This window comes from Marinifaba aquimaris, from assembly GCF_013328345.1.
GTDB lineage: Bacteria > Pseudomonadota > Gammaproteobacteria > Enterobacterales > Alteromonadaceae > Marinifaba > Marinifaba aquimaris.
The window spans coordinates 1-596 of record NZ_JABULX010000076.1; the positions used below are offsets into that span (position 1 = coordinate 1).

The following is a 596-nucleotide window of genomic DNA, read 5'->3' on the forward strand; positions in this document are numbered from 1 at the left end:
GTCATCGCTAGTGCTTTAGGTAAAATTTGGATTCGATTCTTTTCCATTGTTTGCATGACTAACAGCTGATTTCGGCGAAGCACTAAATCAGCCATAAGCCTCATATCATCAGGCTTGATATGAGATAAAGCAGGCTTAATTGCTTGCGCGTAATGGGCAATTAACTGCGCATCTAATTTATCTGTTTTGGCACGTTGACCAATAGCACCAGCAAATCGTTTTATGTGCAAAGGGTTGGCAACAACATAAGGTAATTTAGCCTTATCACACGCTAAAACAAAGTTCATTTCTAAGCGACCCGTTGCTTCTATTACAACACGCTCAGGTTGATACGTTTTGATGGTTTGAATGGCATCTTTGATACCTTTTTCATTATTGTTAACCGTAAAAAATATATCGAGTGGGCGAATATAAATATCGAGTTTATCCTTGCCCGTATCGACACCGACGTTAACGCTTTGATTTAATGGTTTATTCATAATAAGCTAACTCTTGCTTGCGTAATGCGGGTTGAGACCCAGTAGACTATTCGAGTGTTTTGCTTGGAGTCCTATTAGGTGTTCGCTCTTGTTATCGGTCTCTCAACTGAGGAGCCA

At 40.1% G+C, this 596-nt stretch carries 1 protein-coding gene; it reads right to left on the reverse strand.

Translation table 11 applies throughout. From position 1 onward, the window contains the following. Positions 1-479, reverse strand: a 479-nt coding sequence (locus tag HR060_RS19150) for an IS110 family transposase (RefSeq protein ID WP_174201864.1), incomplete at its 3' end; no start/stop codon positions are given. Positions 480-596 lie beyond the last annotated feature (117 nt).